Origin of the sequence: Ideonella sp., from assembly GCF_044358605.1 — a bacterium.
GTDB lineage: Bacteria > Pseudomonadota > Gammaproteobacteria > Burkholderiales > Burkholderiaceae_C > Ideonella.
Genome location: NZ_JBIKNQ010000078.1, coordinates 1 through 19534 on the forward strand (window position 1 = coordinate 1; position 19534 = coordinate 19534).

A 19534-nucleotide genomic window follows, 5' to 3' on the forward strand; every position below is an offset into this window, starting at 1 on the left:
ATGGCTCATGCGATCTGGCTATGATGAACTCTCTGGGATCGAAGCCAGCAACTCGCTCAGGACAGCTCTGGCCTGAAGTAGCGGCCAGCTTCGAATCGGCCAATGATCACATGAGACGTGACAACTAAACTCCCTTATCTGAATCGTTGTTGGACGGCGTGGCCTCAGCATACAGGTACATACCAAACCGCAGCCTCGCCGTGGCCTCACTGTCAGATGCCTCATCGACGCTCTTGCTCAAATGCGGCACCAGCGCTGACACAGCAGCCTGCCACTGCGCTCTCGCCAATTGGTCGAGTTGCTTCAGATCTTGCAGTCTCATGCCTGTTGCAAGTATGGACTGCTCCAGCATTTTGTCTCCGTCTCCATTGACGTTGGAGACTGCAGCACGAAGGTGATCACCGACGTTGTAGCCCACGTACTGGGTCATGCGTATCGCATCCTCATCGGGCACAAAGCGATCCCTCAGCAAGGTCACCGCATCGGCCTCAGTGTCCCAAGTCACCAAACCAAGCCGAACCAAGTCATCGAGGATGCTGCGTGGATGAACATCCTTAGTGATGGACTGGGCAAGGCTGTCAAAGCTGGGGGCAGGCCCACTGCGGGGCAATACGATCGGACGACCTTGTTTGTCCACATAGGCTTTATCGGACACCCAACGGGCATGGGCCTCCAGGGCCGGAGTTCGGCGTTGCGGCTCCGCATTCAAGTCTGAATTGATCAAACGGGTCACTTCGCGCCGATTCAGCCCCGTTGCGGTAGAGATCCGGCTGACCAAGCGATGCGGCAGCGCCTCTGGGCTCGCACGCAAGGCCGCTGCTCGGGCTTCACTGACGAAGGCAATTCGGAGTGATTCTTCGACAGCACCATACGTCAGCCCCCGGGCAATCACCAAACGAGCCAGCGGCAGCAGCACCGCGTTCACCGCCTCCAACAGGGCCTGCTGGTCGGGTGGGAGGGAGGATTCGGGGGCATTGCTCATGATGAATGGGCGAATCTTACGTTGACCTTGGTCAAATGTGCGATTCGCCCATCAAATTGGCCCTGCGCGTCCGTGTGGATTACTCGAACTCGATGCGCGAGGCGGTCAAGGTGGCGCCATCGCTGGACAGATCACCCTTGACTTCCACGCGAGAGCCATTCGCCAGTTGGCTCTCAGACCCATCTTTCCAGGTGGTGGTGGTGCTGTAGCTCACCGTCAGGCCACGCAGGCTGAAGGTCTTGGCCGTCGTGTTCAAGGCGCTGACCGTGCCATGCAGTTCGTAGTCTTCACCACGTCCGCGGCTGCTCTGGTCTTCCAGGTGCACCTTGGTCGCCACCATCACGCCATTGACGATGGCGCCTTCAACTTCAACGCGGGCACCCAACACCACGCCAGCCGTGCCTTCGCGGAAGCTGGCCTTGCTGGCGTCCACGGCCAAGCCGTCGACGCTGAACTGCGTAGCGCTGGTCCAAGCGGTGATGATGCCCTTGACTTCAGCTTCGCTGTGGTCGCCACGGCTGCGGCTTTCGTTGCCAAAGTTGCTGACCAGCCATTGGCCATTGCTGGCCGTGGTTTGCAGGTTGACTCGCACCCAAGCACCATTGGCCAAGGTGGTGGGCACCGTGGTGGCGGTGCCGTAGTTCAGCACCGCGCCGCCGATGTTGAAGGTGCGTGCGGTGGTGTCCAGGTTGGCCACCGTGCCGCGCAGCTTGTAGCTGGTGGCATTGAGCTTGTCTTCAATGCGGCTGGCCACATAGACGCTGCGGGCAGCGTCCCACTGGGCGTGGATCTCCACCACCAAGCCGGTGGTCAAGGCCGCCAAGCCACCGGCCAGGCTGTCGTCAAACACCGTGGTGCTGGTCACCTCCACGGTTTGGCCCAAGAGACTGAAGCCGGACGCGCTGACCGAGGTCACCGGGCCCACGATCTCGCTGCCATAGCGGATCACGCTGGCTGTGCCGCTGCCACCGCTGCGGTCGATGCGCGAAGCCTCGATCTCGACATGGGCGCCCAGCTTCAGGTCGTCGCTGCCGCGGCGGTTGCCGTCGTCGTCAAAGACCTGGGCGCCGCTGTCATCAAAGCGCACGCCGTTGACGATGATGGAGCCGAATCCGCTGATGGCGCCGCTGGTGTACGAGCCGGTGGCCGCAGGCGGAGGGGTCACGCTGCTGGGGGTTTCTGAACCGCCACCGCCGCCGCAGGCGACCAAGGTCGCGGCGAAGACGACACCAAGTGCAGCCGCCCAGAGGCGAGCGGGACGGTGAGAGGAACGGAGTGAGGGTGAGGACATGAGCATTCTCCTGAAGCAGTGGGCAAGGGTCTGTTGCAAGCAGTGGCGCCAGTCTAAATGTGTTTTTTGCACATTTCAAGTGATTTACCTTTTGAAATGAATCTGAAGGGCTGATAATTCATCCAGTACTCTGTGTCGCGACAGCTTTCACTCGCTCATGCCCACCCCACCCCGCAGGCTCATTGCCCACCTGGACATGGACGCGTTCTATGCCTCGGTGGAGCTGCTGCGCTACCCCGAGCTGCGCGGCCGCGCCGTGGTGATTGGCGGCAGCCGCGACCACCAGCCTGTGCTGCAGGCCGATGGCACGCGGCAGTTCTCCAGGCTGGGCGACTATGTGGGCCGAGGCGTGATCACCACCTCGACCTACGAGGCCCGGGCCCTGGGTGTGCACTCGGCCATGGGCATGATGAAAGCCGCCGCCAAGGCGCCTGATGCGGTGCTGCTGCCCGTCGACTTCGACAGCTATCGCCACTACTCCCGCCGCTTCAAAGCTGCGGTGGCCGAGCTGGCCCCGGTGATCGAAGACCGCGGCATTGACGAGATCTACATCGACCTGACCCACGTTTCGGGCGCCCAAGAAGCCGTGGGCCACGACCCGCTGGGCGGCGTGCGCGCCTTGGCCCGCGACATCAAGAACAACGTCTTTGCCCACACCGGCCTGACCTGCTCCATTGGCATCACGCCCAACAAGCTGCTGTCCAAGATCGCCTCTGAGCTGGACAAACCGAACGGCCTGACCGTGCTGATGGCCGACGAGATCCCCGCTCGGCTGTGGCCGCTGCCGGTGCGGCGCATCAACGGCATTGGTCCCAAGGCCGGGGCCAAGCTGGGCACGCTGGGCATTGACACCATCGGCCAGTTGGCCGCCGCCGACCGCCTGCTGCTGATGGAGCGCTTTGGCCGCAGCTATGGGGCCTGGCTGCATGAGGCCGCCCATGGCCGCGATGACCGCCCGGTGGTCACCGAAAGCGAGCCCGTGTCCATGAGCCGCGAGACCACCTTCGACCGCGACCTGCACGCCGTGCGCGACCGCGCCACGCTGAGCCGCATCTTCACCGAGCTGTGCGAACAGGTGGCGGCCGACCTGCAGCGCAAAGGCTACCAAGGACGCACCGTGGGCATCAAGCTGCGCTTTGACGACTTTAAGACCCAGACCCGCGACATTACCTTGCCGCAAGCCACCGCAGACGCCACCGCCATCCGCCGTGCCGCAGGCCAGTGCTTGAAGCGCGCCGACCTGAGCCGCCGCCTGCGCTTGTTGGGGGTGAGGGTGGCCAGCCTGGCCCGCACCGAAGGCGGCAAAACCAGCACCGACAGCACCAAGGTCCGGCCCGGCCCGGCACGGTGCGGCGCGGCGCCAAGCCAGAACGCCTGCTCAAACCCACTCCACAAGTGCTGCACGCACCCCTGCTGGCGCAAGAGCCCACGCCCGATTTGTTCAGCGGTTTGGAGCGCGAGGAATGAGGTTCAGCGTCGCGTTGGCAGGCGCCAGAGCCAAATCGCCACGCAAGCGCAGCACAGCGCAGGCATCACCCGCCACATCGACGGGATCGCGAAGAAGGCCCAAACACTGCTGGCCGTCATCATCAGGGTAGCCAATTGCTTGGCCCGCAAGGGCACGGCGCGGGTGGCGCGCCAGTCGCGCACCATGGGCCCCAAACGCGGGTGGTTCACCAGCCAATGCTCCCAGCGCGCACTGCCACGCGAGAAGCAAAACGCGGCCAACAGCACAAAAGGCGTGGTGGGCAGCAGGGGCAAGAAAATACCGATGAAGCCCAGCACCAAGCTGAGCCAGCCGCCCAGCAGCCACAAGGCGCGCAGCAGCGGGTGGCGCGCCGTCCTCAACGGGCAAGCCGCGGGCGCTATGGCGTTGCGGAGCGGGGCAGATTCCGACATGGGCTGATTGTGCATGCAGCACTGACCTGGCTTAAAGCCGGAAATGACTGGCCTTTCCAGAGCAGCGCTTGCTGAGACAATGCCCCACAGCCCACCACAGCCCACCACAGCCCACACCGCACCATGCCCTCTCTTGTCTGGTCAGACGAACTGGCCCTCAACCACGCCCAAATCGACGCCACCCACCAAGAGTTTGTGGCCTTGCTCACCGCCGCTGAAGAAGCCGTGGCTCGCTCTGTCGAAGAAGGCCTGGTCACCTATGAAGCCTTGGTCGAGCACACCGTGGGCCACTTCGGCCAAGAAGACCGCTGGATGGCCAAGACCGGCTTTGCGCCCGAGAACTGCCACAACGGCCAGCACCACCAAGTGCTGTCGCTGCTCAAGGAAGTGATCGTCTATGCCAAAGACAAAGGCGACTACGGCCCGCTGACCCGCGTGCTGCCCGAACTCGGCCCCTGGTTTGCCAACCATGCGCAGACCATGGACGCCATCTTGGCCTCGCACCTGGACGCCGTGGGCTTTGACTTCGCCACCGAAACCATGACCCGCCCGCCCCAGCCTGCGGCCGAACCCGAGCCCGGCGTGAGCCACTGCGGCGACGGCGTGGGCAACGCCTGCAGCAGCCACGCCTGACGGCCACACCCCTGCCGCAAAGCCATGGCCGACCCCGCCCTGCGCCTGCCCTCGCTGGACGCATTGCGGGCCTTTGAGGCCGCTGCCCGCCTGGGCCAGTACGAGCGTGCCGCTGATGAGCTGGCCGTCACCGCCAGCGCCGTGGCCAAGCGCGTGGGCACGCTGGAAGACCTGCTGGGCGGCCCGCTGTTTCAGCGTGCCACCAAGCCCCTGGCGCTGACCGCCGAGGGCAAGGAATACCTGGCCCGCATCGCCCCGCTGCTGGCCCAACTGGCCGCCCTGCCCCAGCACCGCCGCACCCACCAGCGCCGCCAGCGCCTGCGCCTGACGGCGCCGCCCACCTTTGCCCGGCAGATCATCGTGCCTGCCCTGCCGCAACTGCACCAAGCCTGCCCGCAAATCGAGCTGGAATTGGTGCTCAGCGTCCCCTTCATGGACGCCGCCGCGCCCGAGGCCGACCTGCACGTGCGCCTCACCCCCTTGGCCCAGGCTGGCCCGGCCCTGCTGATGGTGGACCACCTGCTGCCCCTGGCCGCCCCCAGCCTGCTGGCCCACACCCAGCCCCGCACCCTGGCCGACCTGGCCCGCCTGCCCCTGCTGCGCACCCCCGTCGACCCGTGGGCCCCGTGGGCCGCTGCCGCTGGGCTGGACCTGCCCGAGCCCGACGAAGGCCCGCGCCTGGTGGACCTGGGCCTGGTGCTGGAAGCCGCCATTCATGGCCAAGGCGTGGCCCTGGCCCGGCCCTCGCTCGCCTTGGGCGCTTTGCGCGCCGGCCTGCTGGCCCCTGTCTTGGGCGCTGGCGCCACGCCCACCGCCCCGGCGGCCACCGCCTACACCTTGCACCTGCCCGACAACGGCAGCACCGACACCGCCGAGGGCGTGGTGGCTCTGGCCCTGGCGCTCAAACAAGCAGCCGAGGACGCCGCAGCACTGGGCTTGGCCTTGGTGTCGGGCGGGGGCTAAGGCCAGCGCTGCTTTCCGTTCGCCCCTGAAGATTTTTCCGGCGGCGCCCTGAGTGGGGCGATTAGCATCGGCTCCACTAAAGAGGAGACAAGCCCATGCCCACCATCACTTGCATTGAAGACCTGCGTGTTCTGGCGCAGAAGCGCGTGCCGCGTATGTTTTATGACTACGCGGACTCGGGCTCTTGGACGGAAAGCACCTACCGCGCGAACGAGGCCGACTTTCAGAAGATCAAGCTTCGCCAGCGCGTGGCGGTCAACATGCAAAACCGCAGCACCGCCTGCGAGATGGTGGGCCAAGCCGCCAAGATGCCGGTGGCGATTGCGCCGACCGGCCTGACGGGCATGCAACATGCCGATGGCGAGATCTTGGCGGCACGGGCGGCAGAGAAATTCGGCGTCCCCTTCACGCTGTCGACCATGAGCATTTGCTCCATCGAAGACATTGCCGCCCACACCAAGGCACCGTTCTGGTTCCAGCTGTATGTGATGAAGGATCGCGACTTCATCGAGCGCCTGATCGACCGGGCCAAGGCGGCCAACTGCTCGGCGCTGATGTTGACGCTGGATTTGCAGATCTTGGGCCAGCGCCACAAGGACATCAAGAATGGCCTCTCGGCCCCGCCCAAGCCCACCATCGCCAACATCCTCAACCTGATGACCAAGCCGCGCTGGTGCATGGGCATGTTGGGCACCCGCCGGCACTCGTTTGGCAACATCGTGGGCCATGCCAAGGGCGTGGGCGACTTATCCTCACTCAGCTCTTGGACGGCCGAGCAGTTTGACCCGGCGCTCTCCTGGGCCGACGTGGAGTGGATCAAGAAGCGCTGGGGCGGCAAGCTGATCATCAAGGGCATCATGGACGTGGAAGACGCCCGCTTGGCCCGCGACAGCGGCGCCGACGCGATGATCGTCTCCAACCACGGTGGTCGTCAGTTGGACGGCGCCCTCAGCTCGATTGAGGCCCTGCCGGCCATGGCTCAAGAGGTGGGCAAAGACATCGAGGTCTGGATGGATGGCGGCATCCGCTCTGGCCAAGATGTGTTGAAGGCCTGGGCGCTGGGCGCTCGCGGCACGCTGATTGGCCGCTCTTTCCTCTATGGCCTGGGCGCCATGGGCGAGGAAGGCGTGACCAAGGCGCTAGAGATCATCCACAAAGAGTTGGACCTGACCATGGCCTTCTGCGGCCACACACGCATTGAGCAGGTAGGGCCACACATCTTTGTGCCGGGGACTTTTCCGGCCTGATTTTTTGGGGAACTTGCGGAAGTTGCAGCGCGTCAAGGCGGGCGGGCAACTGGCGCCGCTCATGTCCTCCGCCCAAAGTCTTCAACTTTGGGCTCCCCCTAATACTTCGCTCTGCCAGTCACCCACCCACCTTGACTCCAGCGTTGGCGCTGTATGGCGCAAAACCCAAAGACTGTGCTGCTCCGCAACTCGCGCAGTGTTGCCTTGCCGAAGGCACTGTGGAAGTACGTTCACCTCAAACTGCCAAGGAGATCGGGCGACTGGCAGAGCGAAGTATTAGGAGGAGACAACGCCGCAAGGCGTTGGCGGGGGACATGAGCGGCGCCAGTCGCCCGAGCGCCTTGGCTCTGCGCAAACCGTCGCAGGCGATCAAGAAACAAACATGAATCGGCAGCTATTGCCCACGACGAAACGTTGCCCTCACGAGCAAACGCCGAAAACCCTACAACCCCGCTTCCCCCGTCGGCGCGCCTTCTTCGAGTTGGCGGCGGGCAGCGGCCACGGCGGCAGAGGCCATCATCTCGGCCAGCACGGGGTCGGCGGGCAGATGCAGGCGGAACTTCAGGCTGCGGGCGGAGCGGCCGCCCATCTCCAAGGGGCCGAGCGCGGCGGGCAAGGCAATGCGCGGCAGACATTGCAGGCTGACATGCGATTTGTGGGCGGCCAAGGCCAGCGTGGGCACACGGTCCAGGTGATAGACGATTTGGCCCCACTGCACCATCTCGACCAACTCAGGTTCTACCCGCATCACCACCGCCTGCAACTCTTGCGCGGTTTTGCGCTGCTCAGGCGTGAGAAAGTCGAACCAGGCGGCTGCCAGGGCTTTGGGGCGAATGGTTCGACGCATGGCGGGGGAACTCCGATCAATCAAAGTGCTTTGTTATCGAAGGTGTTGCAGCCGGCCATTTGGCCTTGCTCCAACCCCTTGCGGAACCAGCGCACCCTCTGCGCGCTGCTCCCGTGGGTAAAACTGTCCGGGCGCACGGTGCCACCGGCCTGCTGCTGCAGGGCGTCGTCACCAATGCGAGAGGCGGCATTCATGGCTTCCTCGATATCTCCGGCTTCCAACACTTGGCGGGCGGCTTGCGCGTGGTGCGCCCAAACCCCCGCCAGACAATCCGCCTGCAACTCCAGCTTCACGCTCAGGGCGTTGCCCTGAACCTCTGACACCTGGCGCCGCATGCGGTCTACCTTGTCCGACACGCCCAACAAGTGCTGCACGTGATGGCCCACCTCATGGGCAATCACATAGGCCTGGGCAAAGTCGCCCGGGGCCCCCCGCCGCTTTTGCAGCGTGTCGTAAAAACTCAAATCGATGTACACCTGCTGGTCGCCAGGGCAGTAAAACGGCCCCATCGCCGCCTCACCTCTGCCGCAAGCCGTTGGCGTTTGGCCAGCGAACAGCACCAGCGTCGGCTTGGCGTAGGTCTTCCCTATTTGGCGGAACTGCGCCGTCCAGACGTCTTCTGTATCGGCCAAAACCGTAGAAACAAAAGCGGCCATGCGGTCATGGGCCGGTGGTTTCTGTCCCGAAGGTGCAGAAATTGGCGCTTGAGCGCCTGCGCCGTCCAGCAAACCCAGCACCGTCATCGGGTTGATGCCGAAGATCCAACTGGCCAGCAAAACAATCACAATGCTGCCCAAACCCAGCGAGCGGCCGCCCATGCGGGCGCCTCCAGCGCGGCCGTCACCCCGGCGGTCCTCTACGTTGTCACTTTGTCGATTGCCTTCCCAGCGCATGGCACCCTCCCCTCCAAAAAATAAATGGCCGCAAACCTGCGGCCTGTGGGGCGGGATTGTGGGGGTGCGCTAGGGTGGCGCGTTAGGGCGCTTCCCCTGGGTGCGGCGTCAAGACGCCAAGGTCTGCCGCATTTCGTCGCGCCGGTGGTACGCCTGGAACAACTCCAGCGCAAGACGACGCAGCGGCTCAGACTCTGTCGCGTGGGCACTCGCAATGCGCTCGTAGGCGTAAAGCTTGTCAAAACACATGCGTGCCACTTGCACGCTGTGGCCCTGCTGACCCATCAGCGAGCGAAAACGCAGCAAGGCGCCCATGCCCAGCTCGTCTGCGGCAAAGGCTTGCAGCACGCCCGCAGGCAGGGGGTGGTGCTTGATGGGGCGCTTTGGGGGGGCGGAGGTGAAGGTGTGCAGTGCCATGGGGGTCTCCTGAGAGCAGAAGAGTTGCCGTATGGCCTGCATGGTCGCCCGGACTTAAGCGCGCCAAACCGCGCAAGAGCAGGGCAAAAGCCCCGCAGTTTTAGCCCGCGCTACCCCTTAGTGCCCAGGGTTCAGGTCTTGGGCAAGGTCACGCCACGCTGACCTTGATATTTGCCGCCCCGGTCTTTGTAGCTGGTCTCGCAGACTTCATCGCTTTCAAAGAACAGCACCTGGGCGCAGCCCTCACCGGCATAAATCTTGGCCGGCAGCGGGGTGGTGTTGGAGAACTCCAGCGTCACATAGCCTTCCCATTCGGGCTCGAAGGGCGTGACGTTAACGATGATGCCGCAGCGGGCGTAGGTGCTCTTGCCCAGGCAGACGGTGAGCACGCTGCGCGGGATGCGGAAGTACTCCACCGTGCGGGCCAGCACAAAGCTGTTGGGCGGGATGATGCAGACATCGCCTTCGATGTCCACAAAGCTCTTTTCGTCGAAGTTCTTCGGGTCCACCACCGTGGAGTGGATGTTGGTGAAGACCTTGAACTCACGCGCGCAGCGGATGTCGTAGCCGTAGCTGGAGGTACCGTAGCTGACGATGCGCTGGCCGTCGGCCGATTGCCGCACCTGGCCGGGCTCGAACGGCTCGATCATGCCGTGCTGCTCGGCCATGCGCCGAATCCATTTATCGCTCTTGATGCTCATTGCGGGGGGCTCCTTGGAGCCTGATTCTAGGGCCGCCCCTGGCGCCCCAGCGCCCTCAGTTCACCACCACGGCCTGGCGCACGCGCTCGGCGTAGCCGCTTTGGGTGGCCGCCACCGGGTCAGGGCAACTCACCGACGAGGTGCAGGCGGTGGAGGTGATGGTGAAGACCCTCACCGTGCGCGGCACGCCAGGTGCGGTTTCGCCCTCGTTGTAAACCACCGAATTGCAGGTGGTGGTGGTCCACCCGTTGAAGAGGCTCATCTGGGTCGTGAAGGATTGGTTGGCACAGGTCGTCCAAGAGCCCCTCAGAGCAAGATACAGCCCATACTCGACACCTGCGGCCGCAGCCCCGGACATCTTGGCGCCATTGATGGCCTGGGCCGAGCTGACTTGCTGGCTCATGCCAATGCGCACAATGGCTGCAGAGAGCACCGCCATCATCACCAGCACCACCATGGCCGCAATCACGCCAAAGCCGCGTGGCTGGCGTCTACGAGGGGGGCATACAGAAGCGCTGGTCATGGCACGTTGGAGACATGCGCCCCCATGCTGAGCGTGGCGCGCTCACCGGCGCGGGCCACTTCAATCTCCATCCACACAAAGCCGCTTTGTTGTGTGGCGCCTTGATTGGGGTCGTAGACGAAGTTGCAGCGCAGCACATTCTTGGTGACAACGTACCCGTTTGTTGGACAAACTGTGGGAATGGTTGCGTTGAGGATGCCCGCGCTTCGACGAAGCTCGCCCTTGCCGTTGCCATTGGCATCTAGGGTGCCGTCGGCGCCAACGCAGCTATAAAACGCTGTTTGTTGGTTATTGCGCACCACTTGATAGCGTGCACCGTCATAGCCAGGTGAAACCTGCAAACTGTTGATCGTAAAACGCGAGACGCCGAGGTTGGCTGCGGGGGTGCTGATGGCGGTGATCTGGCTGCGGTTGGTGCCTGCGTACACATCGTTGGCATTCTGATTGTTGATCACCACCCAGTCTCCGACTTGCGGAGCACTCCCACTGTGCTGCAAGACATCGAAGGATGTGGTGGCGGCGCTGGTATCCACCCAGGCTGAACAACCCGCACCAGAGCAGGTCGCGTCATGCACCGTGTCCGGCCCGGCTCGGTAGCGTCCACCGCCGGCGCTGGGTGCCAACTCGAAGCATTGGTTGTTGGGGGTGCGTATGGAGTTGGGCACCGCAGATTGCACATCCTTTGTCATGTGCATCAAAGCGTTGTCAGCCGCCTGCATCAGGTCGTCGCGCGTTTGAGACAAGAAATAGCCGTCAATCGCCGGTCGGAAAAACACGACGAGTGACACCGACATGATGACGGTGATCACCATCACCACGATCAACTCGATCAAGGTGAAGCCTCGCGGGAGGCCGCCAAAGGACCGATACGAGCTCATTGGGCATACCCCGTGCGGCGGCGATAGGCCACATAAGTTTGGGCCGCATTCGTCACCGTCACCTTGATGCGTTTGCTGTCCGCGGACGGCACCGCCACCCAGGGCTGCTCTATGACCTCCACACTGACGGAATAACCACTCAAAGAAGGAATAGGGGCGCCGTCGATGGTGCAGATTTGATTGGTCGTGGTGTAGCCGTTGTAGTCCGACACGTCATTGAAATTGACCCGAGCGCACCCCGCGTTGGCCGCATTGGCCTGCGGGACAAAGGGCTTGAGGGCAATCTCTGCCCCCATTTCGTCTGCAATGGCCTGCATCTGCCGCAGCACGATGGGGTTGGCCGATCCGCCCGCCACGGTCGAGAAGGCCAGCATCATGCCGGAGATGCCTACGCCCAAAATCACAATCGCCACGACCAACTCGATCATGGTCATGCCCAGGCTGGGCTGGCGGAAGGCGCGCATCAGTCAATCCTCCCGAACCAATTGACAGAGATGGGTGTCTCGCCAGTGACGGTCACGGTCCTGTTCATGCCTGTCAGCCCCGCACCGTCGATCGTGAGCCAACCATTGGGCTGAAAGTAGCCGACAGTGCCCGAGCTCCAAGCCGCAGTAATGCCTGAGGGGGGGGTCGCAAACACCGAGTTTCCGTCAATGTCCGCATCACAGGTCGTCGCCGGGTTGACCGACGCTATTCTGATGATCAGCCTAGAGTTGGCATCAAAACTCACACACACCAAACGACGGTGGCCCACCGCCACAGAGCGGGCATAGCGCATGCCCGCCTTGACAGTGTCTGCATAGGCCCGCCCGCCGGCGCCCGTGGCCACATCGAACTTGGGCAGCACCACGGCCGCCAATACGCCAGAGATCACGATCACCACAATCAGCTCCATCATCGTGAAGCCGCGCGCCCGCCTCCTGGCTGGGCGGCGCTTAGGGTGGTCGGCGGGGGCGAGTGGCATGGCTTTGTTGTAGACGCAGGCATCCAAGACTGCGCAGGGCTCATCTTGCCGCGCTCGCCCACGCGCTAAACAACAAAAAGCCCGGTCGGAACCCTCTTGATCACATGCAAGCAGGTGAAACCCCTGGTGTCACTCGACGCAAACAATCGCTCAATTTTGAGATTTAGGGTTGCTTATGCGCAACGTTATATGCCAAGATGTCGCCATAAGCAGCGCCACACCTCAGGTACCAAACAGGCCCGTCCTGTCCGTGAGCCTGTGGGATGACCGGCCTTCAGGGGGGCACTCTTGTTTGTCACACCGCCCATGACCTCTGCCCGCCACACCGCACTCGCGCCACCGCTGCCTCTTCTGGCCCACGGCCACCCCCGCTTCGGTCACTAGCGCCCTCCCCTCACTTTTTACCTGCCGCCTGTACGCCCGGCTTGAGCGTCGGTGGTCCATTTCTTTCAGCCTCATAAGTGATGGCCGTGCCCGCGAAGGGCATTGGTGATCGATAAAACACAGGATACGGAAGTATGCGAATCCTCATCTTGGGTGCCAACCTCGCAGGCCTGCTCAGTGCCCTGCAGATGCGCCGCCAAGGGCACGAGGTCAACGTGCTGGTTCACGGGCCTGAAGGCGCCTACCAGACTGCCCCACCTTTGGTCTTGACCGACCCCGGCCCCTGGGGCACACCGCAAGGAGCCCTTTCAACCTTGTGGGCTTTGCTCAATGACCGGGGCGACTTGCGCTGCGGGCAGGACGGCCTGGGCCAGCTCGGCTGGCTGATGCGCTGCTTAGGCCGGCGCAGCGGCGGGGGTGCCCGCAGCCAAGCCTTGCGCGCCGTGGCCCTGGCCCGGCGCAGCCAGCAGGCGTTTCACGAGATGCAGGGCAGCGTGCTGCATCTCCAGGAGCCACAGCCCGTCACGATGCTGTGCGTGCACACCAGCGCCCGTGCAGCCCGCCAGCAGCAGCAACGCGGCCCCATGTGGCACCTGGGCACGCCGCCTACGCTGGCCCGCATGAGCACCGAGAACCTGGGCTTGCCCCAGCTCGACGCCACCCGGGCGCAAGCAAGCTCAGCGCTCCAATCCGAAGGCTGGATGTTGGGCGACGGTGCTGCTGTCTTGGCAGACCTGCGCCATCAGCTGGTGCAGCAAGGCGTGCGCTTCCTCTACGACCAAACCATAGACGGCGTGGAGCACACCGGCCAACACATCCATGCGGTGACCTTGCGCGGAACCTTGAACCTGGCCGATGAGGTGGACTGCGACCTGGTCGTGGCCGCCTCTTATCCCGCCGCCCAACCGCTGCTGCGCGCCGTAGGCCTGAAACCCGACTTGGCCCCGATGAGCCGGCTCAGCCTTCAAGTCACCCTGCCCGAGGGTGCAGCCACACCGCTCTACATCCACGACCTCGCCAGCGGCACACGCCTGATCCGCCAAGGCCGAACACTGTGGGCACATGGCCCCACCTGGCTGGGCGAGCCCGACAGCCCTCAGCCCCAAGAGGTCGGGCCACTCAGCGTTGCGGTGAGCCGTTACTTTGGCCAAGACTGGGCGCCCACTAACGATCAACCCCTGCGACAGACCAGTTGGGTGGCCCCTGATGGCCTGCCGCTGGTCAGCCGCACACCCACTCGCAACCTGCTGCTGAACCTGGGCCATCACAGCGCCAGCGCGGCCTTGGCGTTTGGGGCTGCGGCACAGCTGCGCACCCTGATGGACACGCGCCAAAGTAGCCGCCCTACCCCAGCCATCCCCACTCCTTGGTCGCACAGCGCTAGCCCGCTGGCCACCAGCACACAAGGTTCTCGCCATGATTGAAGTTGTTGAAATGGCCATGGACGCCCCCACCACGTGGTTCCCCCTGCCGCCCACCCACGCACAAGCTGCCACCTTGGCCCGCTTTGCCTTGCATGTGGATGACCTGAGCCTCACCGTGCGCGCCTGGCGCGCCTTGGCCAAAGACAGCGCTGTGCTGCTGCCCTATGCAGCCCCCTACCCAGGCCCCTTGGCCTCGCCGCTGCGCAGCCTGAACGGCCACCCACTGCAAGCCTTGCTGCCCGAGGGTTTGAGCCGTGCCTGGCTCAAATGCGATGACGAACTGCCCCTGTCGCAAAGCCTGTCAGACCGTGGCATGGGCTATGCCGTGCTGAGCTTGGTCAGCGACGCCATGATTGCCGCAGGCATGGCCCATGTCGGCCAGCCGCTGATGGCTGTGGACAAGCCCGCCACCCGTGCCTGGCTCAGCGAGCACCGGTTGGTGATCCATGGCCCTGGTCGAGACGCCTTGGCCGCCGCCCGCATCTGCAAGGCCTTGGGCCTGCCCAGCACAGTCATCTTGCAAAGCGACACCCCACAAGCCCTGCTCGAAGCCCTGCAAGACAGCGGCGCGCAACTCAGCGAGGCGAAGTCCAGTGCCGACGTCGCCCAATTTAAACGGCAAGTGAGCGGCTTCAACAGCAGCACTTGGTGGCTGGACACGGCTGAATCCTTCGAGGCCTTTCAGGGCTATGCCTGCGCTGCGCTGGAGCTGAAGCAACAACTCTTCAACCACGACATTCAGCCCAGCCTGCGGCAGCCGGTTCTGGTGTTTGTGGCCAGTGGCAATTGCCTGGGCGCAGCCGCCTTGGTGCGCGGGCTCAAAAGTGTGTTTGGGCCCTGCGTGCAAGCCGTGTTGGTGGAAGACAGCCACCAACTCAAGGCCCTGCCCACCCTGTGCCGCTGGCCCAAGGACGGCGAGCAGGCCCACGGCACCGTGACCTCCCAAATGGGCAGCACCGCCCTGACGGGCATGGTGGACGCCATCATCACCGTGGATGACCGCCACCGCCAACTGGCACGCCTGCCCTTGCCAGAGCACACCCACGCTCAACTGGCGGACGACGCGGTGGGCATCTTTGCTGCCGCAGCGGAGCACCTACGCTCGCTGCCCGAGAACCCGCCGCATGTGCTGTTTTGGATGAGTGACAGCGCCTTGAGCTGAAGCGTCAGAAGACGTCGCGCACATGCACCGAGCGCTTGGTCTCAGGCGAATACACCCCAAAGGTCGCGCGAGCGCTAGGGTCGCGGTCATAAGTGCTGGCGCAACTGCCTTGGCGCGAGCGCAGCCAAGGCAGGCCCGCACCCGTGCTGGCCGGGTGGCTGGCCAAGCAGCTCACATCGGTGGTGGTCGCGCCCAAATTGATGGACAGATCCACACTGCCGGTGCCGCCGCCGCTGGGCGCACCCAGGGTGATGAAACCGCTGCCGCCGGCCAGGCTCACGCTGCTGATGGCGCTGGTCCAAGAGGCTGCTGAGTTGTTGTGGTTCAGCGTCTGCGCCCGCACCACCGAGTTGGCGGAGATCACGGTGCAGGTGTCTGCGCTGTTCTGCACCCAGCTCTTGCCGCTCCAATACTGCAGTTGTATTGGGATCTGCAGCGGGCTCTTCTCACTGCCAAAGGCATTGCTCAGCATGAGGCGGCCACTGCGCAGCACCATGCTGCCTTCGGCAAAGGTGTTGGAGCTGACGCCGTCGGTGTCGGTGGCGCGCAGGCTGATGCTTTGTTCGGGCGTCAGCTTGTTGAGGAAGCTGAAGCTGGCCAGGTCCGCCCCGACCCCCGCCACAAACGAGCCGGGCGCCACACTGCCGCTGAATGTGCCTGTGGCATTGGCGCTGGCCAAGCTCAGGTTCACCGTCTTAGCAAAATTGGGGCTGGTATCCAGGCTGCCGTCGAAATTGCGGGTGACGGCACCCTGCTCATTGCGGGCCGTGACCGTGGTGGTGAAGGGCTGGGCGGCGTAGCTGAAGCTGCCGCAGGCAGCGGACGTGGTGACATCAAAGTGGTGCGGCGTGAAGGTCAGTGCGCCAGTTTGCGAGGCATAGTGGCCCGACTCAATCATCATCCAGCAGGTTTTGCCTGCGCCGGGTTTCGGGTCGCCAAAGTTGGCTGCGGTGCAAGGCACGCTGCCTGTCAAGCCATGCTTGAAGAACAGGTTGGCTCCGCCCGCATCAAACGACACGGTGGCTGTTGTGCCAGCAGGTACGTTGCAAGTACCCCCTTCGCCAGCACACTGCCACGCACTGGCGGTGCCGCCGACAGAGGAGAAACCAGAACCCAGGTAATTGCCACTGGCCAGGCGCGCCGTCACACTCAAGCGGCCAACCTCGCTCCATTGGGCGGCGCTGTAGCTCACCGCGCCATTGCTCACCGCACCGGCCGTGCCCGCCGTGAACACGCCGTTGACGGCGCTCGCGCCCGTGGGTTGATTGCGTACCCAGTTCACCACAAAGCCCTCAGAGGGGCTTTCTTTGCCAAAGTTAGGGGTTGGCTGCCCGGCAGCGTTCACCGCCGTGAGGGTGTAGCCGAAGGGGCTGCCCGCAGCCACATTGCCGACAGGTATACCCGTGACCGTGAAAGTCTTGAACGGCGCGATCACAAAGCTGGCGGTGCCCGCCAGGCTCAGGCCCGCGCTGCCGCCCGAACCACTGGCAGACACGTTCAGGCGCACCTGGCCCACGTCGTCGTACTGCACCGCCATCGTGGTCTGGCCATTGCTGTCAAACACCAGGCTGCGCGTGCCGGTGCTGCCATTGCAGGTGCCTGACGGGTTGGTGCTGGTGTTGGTGGCGGCGCTGCCGGCCACCAGCAAGGGCTTGGTGCCAGTGTTGGGGTTGAGGTAACTGCAGCCCACATTGACGGTTTGCGTGCCGGTGAAGGCAGCCGCGCAGGCCAGGCTGTTGTCAGACTTCTTGACAGCACTCAGGCTCACCGTTTGGCTATAGCCGGCACGGCTGTGGGGCACGGTCAGCAAGAAGCCAGCATCGCCCACCGTCATGGCACAACTGTTGGCCGCTGCCGCCGTGGCCCCTAAGCCGCAGAACACATTCTGGCTATTGCCCGGTGTGATGGACAAGCCCGTGACACCCACTGTGGCCGTGCCCGGCGTGGTCACCTGCGCCGTGATGGTGGTTTGCGAGTTGCCACTCGGGATGCTGAAGCCAGCACCGGCCGGGAAGTTGACCGTCAAGCCGCTGCCCGAGAGCGTCAAGGTGCCACTGACCCCGCCGGTGTAGAGCGAGGTACACGCGGCATCCGCACAGGCCTTGATGGTGTAGGTCGTGGGCGCGCAGGTCACGCCGTTGTTGCTGGCGGCCGTGATCTCTAAATGGTCGAGCAGGCGGCGTGTCACGCTGAAGTAGCCGACGCTGCCCAGCGCCGTCAGTTGGGCCGACGACAGCGTGGCCACCCGGCCCGGCACGCTGGCCGTCACCCCCAAGCCCGAGCCTGGGCAGTTGCCCGCACTCATCACCACCGACACCGGGCTGGCACTCAAGTCAGACGCTGTGGACGCATTGAACTGCAGGTCGGCCAAGTTGCCGCTCAAGAAGCTGCTGGGCAGCAGCGCGTCAGGGATGCAGACCGTCCATTGCGCAGGCACCGTGCCGGTTTGCTGCAGGCGCCACAGGCGCATGCTTCGGCTGCGGCCCGCCAGGGTGCCGGCGGCGATATTGATGGTGCTGCTGGGGCTCAACCCGTTGTCACCCCAAATCACAAAGGACCTGTCCGCCAACTGCACCCCCTCTTGGGCCGACACGGTCGCACTGCCATCCGGCATGGTGGCTTTGCTGGTCGCCGTGATTTGTTGCCCGGTGTTGGCCGAGCGTGAGATACGCTGGTCCAGCAACAGCTTGTCATCGCGGCCGATGCCGGCAATGTTGTTATGGAAGCCCGACCCTGCTGCCCAGGTGGTGGTGGTGGCGCTGTCTAGGTAGCTGGCACTCAACGCAGCATTCTTGCCCAGAGTCACACCATACTTCAGCGCCAAGTAGCTCTCTATCTGGTTCAGCTCCGTGGGGGTCAGCCACTTCCCCAACACAAACATGCCTTCGGCCAATACGCCTCGCCATGGGCTACCAGCAATGCCCGGTAAGTTGTGCCCCAAATAGAAGCTGCTGTTGTTGCCTGTCACCGGGTTGCTGCTGTTGGTCGTTGCCCTTGTTACACCGTTTTGCCGAAAACCGAGGTTCGCGGGCAAAGGCATATTGCCTGTGCTCTGCGCGTTCTTGATATAGCTCCATACATTGGGAGCACTCAGCATATCTTGCGTGTTGCTCGCAGACACGCGTTCAGTCAGATAGGAGCCTGAATCCCAAATCGCCGATCCACCGACCGTGAGCTGGGTTGAGATTCGCATGTTGACATTGCCCTCCCAGAACAAGTAGTTCTCCCCACCTACACCGTCAAGCTCACGCCCAACAAAGAACAAGTGCGTTTGATGATGGCTCGTGGTGCCCAGCATGCTGCTTGCAGAAAAGTACTGCGAGACATTGACGCCACGCGCCGTGCTGCTGAACTCCACCACGGGGTTGAAGTTGATGTTCAAGGCATTGGTGTTGCGATAGACCGGTTTGGTGGGGCTGCCGGTCAGGTTGCGCGAGCTGTCGGCCTCATTGGCCCAGGTCGTGATGGCCGAGTTGTCGGCCCCCGAGACACTGCCCGCCCGGCTCCACCAGACGGCCCCCGTCAGCACCCCAGCATCCGGCACCACCGGCACCGTGTCGGGGTACAAGCCCTGCGTGCCATCACCATAGGGTATAGCCGTGAAGGCTGCGTCCAAAGGCCGCTTCCAGCGCAAGCGCGCTGTTGCGCCCCCCGACTCTTCGTAGAAATTCATCTCTATGGGATAGCGCGTTCCGGCCTTCAGGTACACCGCATTCGAGGTGTCATCCGTCGGCCCGGGCAGCGTCCAATTGTTGATGAGTTGCTGACCATTGACCCACAGCCGAACCCCATCATCGCTCTGCGTCTGAAAGGTGTACCAGCCCGAGTAAGGCACCAGCACATTGCCCGTCCAGCGCACGCTGAAGTTGTCGGCATTCACGCCGACGCCGGGGCTACCCGATCCCCAATCGAAATCCACCGGCCCGTCGCGGCGGGACAGCGCCACCGCCCCCGTCAGGTTCGTGGTGTTGTAGTAACTGCCATTCAAACCATTGGGCGGCTGGCAGCCCACCGGCATGGCGAACCCAGAGCTGTTGCTGACGCAACTGCTGCCGCAGGATGAGCCAAAGCCCGCACTGGCGCAACACACACCTTGTGGCCGGGCTTGTGAATAGAGGGTGATAGTGCCCGTTGACAGGGTACGGGTGCATTGGGATCTGCTGTTGGCGTAGTGGTAAATCCCGCCGCTTTGCGCATTGCTGACGGTGCCGTTGACCACCGCTCCGCTGTAGAGATAGATGCCACACCCGTAGTTGGCGCCCAGCGAGGTCGTCAACGACACGTTCCCATTGACCACCGAGCTGCCGCCCAGTTCAATATGGCAAT

General features: G+C 63.7%; 17 protein-coding genes and 1 pseudogene. 6 read left to right on the forward strand and 12 right to left on the reverse strand.

Translation table 11 applies throughout. The features are described from left to right. Positions 1-124: 124 nt before the first annotated feature. Positions 125-982: a DUF6502 family protein gene (locus tag ACIQ3Q_RS20395; RefSeq protein WP_396271060.1), complete on the reverse strand. Its 858-nt coding sequence runs from the start codon at positions 980-982 to the stop codon at positions 125-127. Positions 983-1061: 79 nt separating this feature from the next. Beyond that, on the reverse strand, positions 1062-2273 hold the full coding sequence (locus ACIQ3Q_RS20400) for a DUF5666 domain-containing protein (protein ID WP_396271061.1): 1212 nt from the start codon (positions 2271-2273) through the stop codon (positions 1062-1064). 157 nt (positions 2274-2430) lie between these two features. Here ACIQ3Q_RS20400 and dinB point away from each other — a divergent pair. Further along, positions 2431-3561, forward strand: a pseudogene (gene dinB / locus ACIQ3Q_RS20405) (DNA polymerase IV); the annotation flags it as partial. Between the two features lie 182 nt (positions 3562-3743). Here the strand turns inward: dinB and ACIQ3Q_RS20410 are convergent. Then, entirely contained in the window at positions 3744-4187 is a 444-nt protein-coding gene (locus tag ACIQ3Q_RS20410) for a YbaN family protein (RefSeq protein ID WP_396271078.1), read from the reverse strand. A gap of 108 nt (positions 4188-4295) precedes the next feature. On the opposite strand from ACIQ3Q_RS20410, the gene ACIQ3Q_RS20415 reads away from it, so the two are divergent. The 3 genes from ACIQ3Q_RS20415 (at position 4296) to ACIQ3Q_RS20425 (ending at position 7015) form a co-directional block, all read left to right on the forward strand. Next, the gene (locus ACIQ3Q_RS20415) at positions 4296-4805 is read left to right on the forward strand and encodes a hemerythrin domain-containing protein (RefSeq protein ID WP_396271062.1); all 510 of its coding nucleotides are present in this window, start codon (positions 4296-4298) and stop codon (positions 4803-4805) included. A gap of 24 nt (positions 4806-4829) precedes the next feature. Then, complete coding sequence (locus ACIQ3Q_RS20420) at positions 4830-5768, forward strand: LysR substrate-binding domain-containing protein (protein ID WP_396271065.1); 939 nt, start codon at positions 4830-4832, stop codon at positions 5766-5768. Between the two features lie 95 nt (positions 5769-5863). Then, the gene (locus ACIQ3Q_RS20425) at positions 5864-7015 is read left to right on the forward strand and encodes an L-lactate dehydrogenase (RefSeq protein ID WP_396271066.1); all 1152 of its coding nucleotides are present in this window, start codon (positions 5864-5866) and stop codon (positions 7013-7015) included. A 442-nt stretch (positions 7016-7457) separates the two neighbouring features. Here ACIQ3Q_RS20425 and ACIQ3Q_RS20430 read toward each other — a convergent pair whose 3' ends face one another. From ACIQ3Q_RS20430 to ACIQ3Q_RS20465, 8 genes are all read right to left on the reverse strand, one after another. Continuing rightward, positions 7458-7862 carry a DUF1801 domain-containing protein gene (locus ACIQ3Q_RS20430; RefSeq protein ID WP_396271068.1) on the reverse strand — a complete coding sequence of 135 codons (405 nt, stop codon included), beginning with the start codon at positions 7860-7862 and terminating at the stop codon, positions 7458-7460. Between the two features lie 20 nt (positions 7863-7882). Next, positions 7883-8755: a neutral zinc metallopeptidase gene (locus ACIQ3Q_RS20435; RefSeq protein WP_396271069.1), complete on the reverse strand. Its 873-nt coding sequence runs from the start codon at positions 8753-8755 to the stop codon at positions 7883-7885. A gap of 108 nt (positions 8756-8863) precedes the next feature. Further along, entirely contained in the window at positions 8864-9172 is a 309-nt protein-coding gene (locus ACIQ3Q_RS20440) for a hypothetical protein (RefSeq protein WP_396271070.1), read from the reverse strand. Between the two features lie 131 nt (positions 9173-9303). Continuing rightward, positions 9304-9873, reverse strand: a complete 570-nt coding sequence (dcd, locus tag ACIQ3Q_RS20445; RefSeq protein ID WP_210810496.1) for a dCTP deaminase — start codon at positions 9871-9873, stop codon at positions 9304-9306. Between the two features lie 55 nt (positions 9874-9928). Further along, a complete protein-coding gene (locus tag ACIQ3Q_RS20450) occupies positions 9929-10396 on the reverse strand; it encodes an MSHA biogenesis protein MshP (protein ID WP_396271071.1) in 468 nt (155 codons plus the stop codon). Next, positions 10393-11274: a type II secretion system protein J gene (locus ACIQ3Q_RS20455; RefSeq protein WP_396271072.1), complete on the reverse strand. Its 882-nt coding sequence runs from the start codon at positions 11272-11274 to the stop codon at positions 10393-10395. Before ACIQ3Q_RS20455 ends, ACIQ3Q_RS20450 begins: the two co-directional genes overlap by 4 nt. After that, on the reverse strand, positions 11271-11738 hold the full coding sequence (locus tag ACIQ3Q_RS20460; RefSeq protein WP_396271073.1) for a prepilin-type N-terminal cleavage/methylation domain-containing protein: 468 nt from the start codon (positions 11736-11738) through the stop codon (positions 11271-11273). The genes ACIQ3Q_RS20455 and ACIQ3Q_RS20460 overlap by 4 nt, the downstream gene beginning before the upstream one ends. Then, positions 11738-12238, reverse strand: coding sequence for a Tfp pilus assembly protein FimT/FimU (locus tag ACIQ3Q_RS20465; protein ID WP_396271074.1), 501 nt, complete (start codon positions 12236-12238; stop codon positions 11738-11740). Before ACIQ3Q_RS20465 ends, ACIQ3Q_RS20460 begins: the two co-directional genes overlap by 1 nt. A gap of 518 nt (positions 12239-12756) precedes the next feature. Here ACIQ3Q_RS20465 and ACIQ3Q_RS20470 point away from each other — a divergent pair. Then, on the forward strand, positions 12757-14046 hold the full coding sequence (locus ACIQ3Q_RS20470) for an FAD-dependent oxidoreductase (RefSeq protein WP_396271075.1): 1290 nt from the start codon (positions 12757-12759) through the stop codon (positions 14044-14046). Continuing rightward, entirely contained in the window at positions 14039-15208 is a 1170-nt protein-coding gene (locus ACIQ3Q_RS20475; protein WP_396271076.1) for a pyridoxal-phosphate dependent enzyme, read from the forward strand. The genes ACIQ3Q_RS20470 and ACIQ3Q_RS20475 overlap by 8 nt, the downstream gene beginning before the upstream one ends. Positions 15209-15212: 4 nt before the next feature. On the opposite strand, the gene ACIQ3Q_RS20480 is transcribed toward ACIQ3Q_RS20475, so the two are convergent. Then, positions 15213-19490, reverse strand: coding sequence for a DUF6701 domain-containing protein (locus ACIQ3Q_RS20480; protein WP_396271077.1), 4278 nt, complete (start codon positions 19488-19490; stop codon positions 15213-15215). Positions 19491-19534: the final 44 nt, after the last annotated feature.

What these genes read in the sequence shown, in the direction of transcription:
- ACIQ3Q_RS20460 (WP_396271073.1), bottom strand. Translation starts at nt 11,738, where the DNA reads ATGCGCGCCTTCCGCCAGCCCAGCCTGGGCATGACCATGATCGAGTTG.
- ACIQ3Q_RS20415 (WP_396271062.1), top strand. Translation starts at nt 4,296, where the DNA reads ATGCCCTCTCTTGTCTGGTCAGACGAACTGGCCCTCAACCACGCCCAA.
- ACIQ3Q_RS20420 (WP_396271065.1), top strand. Translation starts at nt 4,830, where the DNA reads ATGGCCGACCCCGCCCTGCGCCTGCCCTCGCTGGACGCATTGCGGGCC.
- ACIQ3Q_RS20410 (WP_396271078.1), bottom strand. Translation starts at nt 4,187, where the DNA reads ATGCACAATCAGCCCATGTCGGAATCTGCCCCGCTCCGCAACGCCATA.
- ACIQ3Q_RS20465 (WP_396271074.1), bottom strand. Translation starts at nt 12,238, where the DNA reads ATGCCACTCGCCCCCGCCGACCACCCTAAGCGCCGCCCAGCCAGGAGG.
- ACIQ3Q_RS20440 (WP_396271070.1), bottom strand. Translation starts at nt 9,172, where the DNA reads ATGGCACTGCACACCTTCACCTCCGCCCCCCCAAAGCGCCCCATCAAG.
- ACIQ3Q_RS20455 (WP_396271072.1), bottom strand. Translation starts at nt 11,274, where the DNA reads ATGAGCTCGTATCGGTCCTTTGGCGGCCTCCCGCGAGGCTTCACCTTG.
- ACIQ3Q_RS20430 (WP_396271068.1), bottom strand. Translation starts at nt 7,862, where the DNA reads ATGCGTCGAACCATTCGCCCCAAAGCCCTGGCAGCCGCCTGGTTCGAC.
- ACIQ3Q_RS20400 (WP_396271061.1), bottom strand. Translation starts at nt 2,273, where the DNA reads ATGTCCTCACCCTCACTCCGTTCCTCTCACCGTCCCGCTCGCCTCTGG.
- ACIQ3Q_RS20395 (WP_396271060.1), bottom strand. Translation starts at nt 982, where the DNA reads ATGAGCAATGCCCCCGAATCCTCCCTCCCACCCGACCAGCAGGCCCTG.
- ACIQ3Q_RS20450 (WP_396271071.1), bottom strand. Translation starts at nt 10,396, where the DNA reads ATGACCAGCGCTTCTGTATGCCCCCCTCGTAGACGCCAGCCACGCGGC.
- ACIQ3Q_RS20425 (WP_396271066.1), top strand. Translation starts at nt 5,864, where the DNA reads ATGCCCACCATCACTTGCATTGAAGACCTGCGTGTTCTGGCGCAGAAG.
- ACIQ3Q_RS20470 (WP_396271075.1), top strand. Translation starts at nt 12,757, where the DNA reads ATGCGAATCCTCATCTTGGGTGCCAACCTCGCAGGCCTGCTCAGTGCC.
- ACIQ3Q_RS20475 (WP_396271076.1), top strand. Translation starts at nt 14,039, where the DNA reads ATGATTGAAGTTGTTGAAATGGCCATGGACGCCCCCACCACGTGGTTC.
- dcd (WP_210810496.1), bottom strand. Translation starts at nt 9,873, where the DNA reads ATGAGCATCAAGAGCGATAAATGGATTCGGCGCATGGCCGAGCAGCAC.
- ACIQ3Q_RS20435 (WP_396271069.1), bottom strand. Translation starts at nt 8,755, where the DNA reads ATGCGCTGGGAAGGCAATCGACAAAGTGACAACGTAGAGGACCGCCGG.